This window comes from Vibrio sp. SG41-7 (assembly GCF_014164465.1).
Lineage (GTDB): Bacteria > Pseudomonadota > Gammaproteobacteria > Enterobacterales > Vibrionaceae > Vibrio > Vibrio splendidus.
In genome coordinates, this window is the sequence record NZ_JACJFF010000226.1 from 1 (window position 1) to 3,582 (window position 3,582).

The 3,582-nt window shown below is 40.9% G+C and carries 7 protein-coding genes and 1 pseudogene; 5 read left to right on the plus strand and 3 right to left on the minus strand.

The features are described from left to right. The first annotated feature begins 96 nt into the window (after positions 1–96). Entirely contained in the window at positions 97–408 is a 312-nt protein-coding gene (locus H5300_RS25940; protein WP_259397956.1) for a hypothetical protein, read from the plus strand. 149 nt (positions 409–557) lie between these two features. On the opposite strand, the gene H5300_RS25945 is transcribed toward H5300_RS25940, so the two are convergent. Next, positions 558–1,037 (minus strand): Sbal_3080 family lipoprotein, encoded by a 480-nt coding sequence (locus H5300_RS25945; RefSeq protein WP_017089890.1) that lies wholly within the window; start codon positions 1,035–1,037, stop codon positions 558–560. 196 nt (positions 1,038–1,233) lie between these two features. On the opposite strand from H5300_RS25945, the gene H5300_RS25950 reads away from it, so the two are divergent. Next, positions 1,234–1,632, plus strand: a complete 399-nt coding sequence (locus H5300_RS25950; protein ID WP_182797285.1) for a hypothetical protein — start codon at positions 1,234–1,236, stop codon at positions 1,630–1,632. Between the two features lie 59 nt (positions 1,633–1,691). On the opposite strand, the gene H5300_RS27775 is transcribed toward H5300_RS25950, so the two are convergent. Further along, a complete protein-coding gene (locus tag H5300_RS27775; protein ID WP_220503586.1) occupies positions 1,692–2,192 on the minus strand; it encodes a hypothetical protein in 501 nt (166 codons plus the stop codon). Between the two features lie 204 nt (positions 2,193–2,396). Between H5300_RS27775 and H5300_RS25960 the strand changes: the two genes are divergently transcribed. After that, on the plus strand, positions 2,397–2,645 hold the full coding sequence (locus H5300_RS25960) for a type II toxin-antitoxin system Phd/YefM family antitoxin (protein ID WP_004730320.1): 249 nt from the start codon (positions 2,397–2,399) through the stop codon (positions 2,643–2,645). Beyond that, complete coding sequence (locus H5300_RS25965; protein ID WP_005377002.1) at positions 2,635–2,925, plus strand: type II toxin-antitoxin system RelE/ParE family toxin; 291 nt, start codon at positions 2,635–2,637, stop codon at positions 2,923–2,925. Before H5300_RS25960 ends, H5300_RS25965 begins: the two co-directional genes overlap by 11 nt. Positions 2,926–2,943: 18 nt before the next feature. Here the strand turns inward: H5300_RS25965 and H5300_RS25970 are convergent, their stop codons facing one another. Next, positions 2,944–3,345 carry a hypothetical protein gene (locus H5300_RS25970; protein ID WP_065605998.1) on the minus strand — a complete coding sequence of 134 codons (402 nt, stop codon included), beginning with the start codon at positions 3,343–3,345 and terminating at the stop codon, positions 2,944–2,946. 101 nt (positions 3,346–3,446) lie between these two features. On the opposite strand from H5300_RS25970, the pseudogene H5300_RS25975 reads away from it, so the two are divergent. After that, positions 3,447–3,582: pseudogene (locus H5300_RS25975) on the plus strand (IS110 family transposase); the annotation flags it as partial.

A 3,582-nucleotide genomic window follows, 5' to 3' on the forward strand; every position in this document is an offset into this window, starting at 1 on the left:
ATGATAATCATGTGCGAATTTCTCATGTTTTTTTACTTCATGATCAGATCGTGATTATCTAAAAAAGTTCCCTGTAAAATAAATCCTTTATTTTCAATGAATAAAGTTCGATCCCGCCCTTTCATCGCGTATGCGTTAATGCTATTAGGCTTCTTTACTGGTATTAGTTTTCTTGCAGGTGGTATTTGGGGCATCGTTAAAAAGTCCGATGCTCAAGGGACTGTCTTTGCGGATCACTACGACAACATCACCAAAACATTCTTTGTTTCGATTGTGCTTACTATTATCGGCGCACTAACAGCCGTTTTTATTATTGGCTATGTTGTACTTCTTGTTGCCGCGATCTACACGCTTTGGAAGATGATTGCTGGTTTAGCAAAAATCACTTCAGACAAGAGCTTTAATTAATATGAACAATGTGAAGCCGCAACGGTAAAAGCTACGGCTTCACATCTTTGTCTCTTCGTCTTTTGGTCTCTTGGTCTCTTGGTCTCTTCGAGCTGAGCTTAAAGAGAAATAGAAAGCGAACAAAGGGATGAGTTAGTCAGCTATTTAGACTAGTTCGTCGCTTTTGAATCTGATGAATTGGCCGCTTTCGTCGCTTCTTCAGCGGTTTTCTTACCAAATACCGTATCCATCATAAAACCAATACGCTTAGATGCATCACCAAACTTGTTCGGGTTAGCCGTATATGGAACTTTAAACTCTACTTCACCTACTCTTTGCCCGTTTTGATAAGCATTGATCTCTGCTTGCTTTAAGAACAACGCTAAGTCCCAGCTCCAATGGCCTTCATACTCCAATGTTAGCTTATCAAGATCGTGCTTCGACTTATCAGGTACAACGGTGTAGGTATAATCGTTATCTTGCAGCCACGCTTCCATGGTATTCAAGAACCCTTCACGTGTTTCAGCGTCTTTAACGATAACAACATCAACTTCAGTCGTAGGTTCTGGAATCGCGCTCCCTGTGTAACGAGGGGCTCCACAACCAGCCAAAATTAAAACCGAAAGCGATAATAGTAGGTATTTTTTCACGTTATATATCCATTAACAATTAACTGCGTAAATGATACCACATCAAAAAAATGACATATTATATAAGCAAAGGTTAATCAGACATTCTTTGTTACATAAGGCACTAAAAAACAACGAAAGAATATGCGAAGGCGATGGGTCTCCTTGGAGGGACATTTAATTTCATCGCATCGTTGAGTGCATTAAAAGGAATATCATGGAAAAGAAACTTCAAACGAAATTGGCGACTAGCCTATTGCTGCTGAGAGTTGGCATTTTTATCGTCTTCTTGTTCTGGGGCTTAGATAAGATTCTGGTACCAGAGCACGCTACAAAGGTGCTGTCTGGCTTTTACGGCATCGACATCTCGGATAACGCGATGATGGCTATGGGTGTCGCTCAGCTCGGCTTTTTAGGCGCATTCGTTGTAGGTATGTGGAAGAAGTACACCTACGGTGCCATTTTGGTCCTACACGCAGGTTCAACCTTCGCCTCTTTTGGAAAATACATGGACCCGTTCAACAACCTACTGTTCTTCACTTCTTGGCCAATGCTCGCAGCCTGTATCGCAATCTTCTTACTTCGTGACTACGACACTTATAGCGTTGCCAACTAACACAAAGGGCGCCGGTTGGCGCCCTGTGTGGTTGGCTTTATTCTTAAACGTTTGTTAGCCTAAGCAAACTGAAATTCCCCACCATGCTCTTCCATTATAAATGAAAGGTCTTGTGCGGCATTTTGGAATATTTCTTGGATGATTCCTTGAATACCATACCACTGTTGAGACAACTGATAATCAGAATGTATTGTGTCATCAGAAAAATCAACGCCGCCCAAGTGAGCAACCTTGGCTAAACCAAAGACTAAATCAAAAGTAATGGGCTCACCTAAACGATGTGCTAACCTGTTTCTGATACGATTCATTTCGATCAAAAAATCAGCCATTGATTGCCAAATTAAACCGCGATTAAGCGCTAACTTAACCTTATTAGGAAAACTCATGTTAAATGGGTTTATCTTCTCACTATCATCAATCTTCAACTCTATTAATTGAACTAATACTGACTCAAGCAATAAATGACCTGTTAGATATGCACCCAACTCAGTGTTGTTGAACAATTCGAGAATGTGCTCAAGATTTGGTGTTTCTCTGTCTTCCCAAATGTTATCTGTCATATAGACTCACTTACTATTGGATTAGGCAAACGCCGCGTTAAGGTATAAGCAACCCAATACCTTAGCGTCCGCATAATACCTTAAACACATAAACCAACGCATAGTAAAAATGCCACGTGTTACGAATCGCTCTTAAGCAACTTGTTATACCGCTTGGTTGAGGCTAAAATGACCGAAACAAAGACCACTTAAGAGACCTATTACATGACCACTAGAATTTTAGCCGATGTTGCTGCAAGCATTACTGAGTTGAAAGCTAACCCTATGAAAGTTGCTACTAGTGCTTACGGTGAACCAGTTGCTGTACTAAACCGAAATGAGCCAGCATTTTATTGCGTACCAGCCGAAGCGTACGAAATGATGATGGACAGACTCGAAGATCTTGAACTACTAACTATTGCGAAAGAGCGTGAATCTGAAGAGAGCATTTCGGTAAATATTGATGACCTATAAACTCGACTTTAAAAAGAGTGCACTCAAAGAGTGGAAAAAGCTTGGCTCAACGCTTCAACAACAATTTAAGAAAAAGCTAATCGAGCGCTTAGATAACCCGCATGTTCCGGCTTCAAAACTCTCTGGAGCTGACAACATGTATAAGATTAAGCTTCGCCAATCGGGCTACCGTCTCGTCTACAAAGTTGAAGACGATGTCATCATTGTAACCGTCTTAGCAGTAGGAAAACGCGAACGTAGCGATGTTTACCGTAAAGCTATGAAAAGGTTAGATGATTGATTGCGGTAGAACGCCGCGTTAGGTAGAGACTTCCGCTCCTACCCGATAACTTTCCAATTTACTACGAACCAAATTTGATAAGTTCAAATACCGGTTAGCTCCATTTTTTGGTAGTTTATCTGGTCTTTCAAACGAAGAAGGTTCTTTTAGCTCTTCACTTTCCCAGAATTGATCGCCAGTTGAATCAAATAGCGTGCCATCGGGTAACTCGTTTGAGTAATGAAAGCCAACTTGATCTTCACCCAAAAATACCTTCCATAGAACTAGCTTTCCGCCAAAATAGTCGTTAATTATTAGCGCAGATATTCCACATTGCCCACGACTTGGATTAGATTGAGTCCAGTTTTCTGGTTCCTCAGTGCTTTCTAAAGACCAGCTATCCTGAAGAGCTTTTAATACATCACTTATACTTGGTTTCATATGCTCTACTTAAAACTCCTTAGCTACCTAACGAATGATATGGACTCCCCCTACCGAGGATCTGCCACACTTATGTGGTACTTAAATGCATCGGAGGCACCATGTCTGATTATTCTTATTTCTGCGGTATCGACCTAGCTAAAAACCACTTCAGTCTTCATGCCGTAGACCAAAATGGTAAGGTCATACTTCATAAGTCGGTAACTCGCTCTAAACTACTGACTACAATAGCAAATA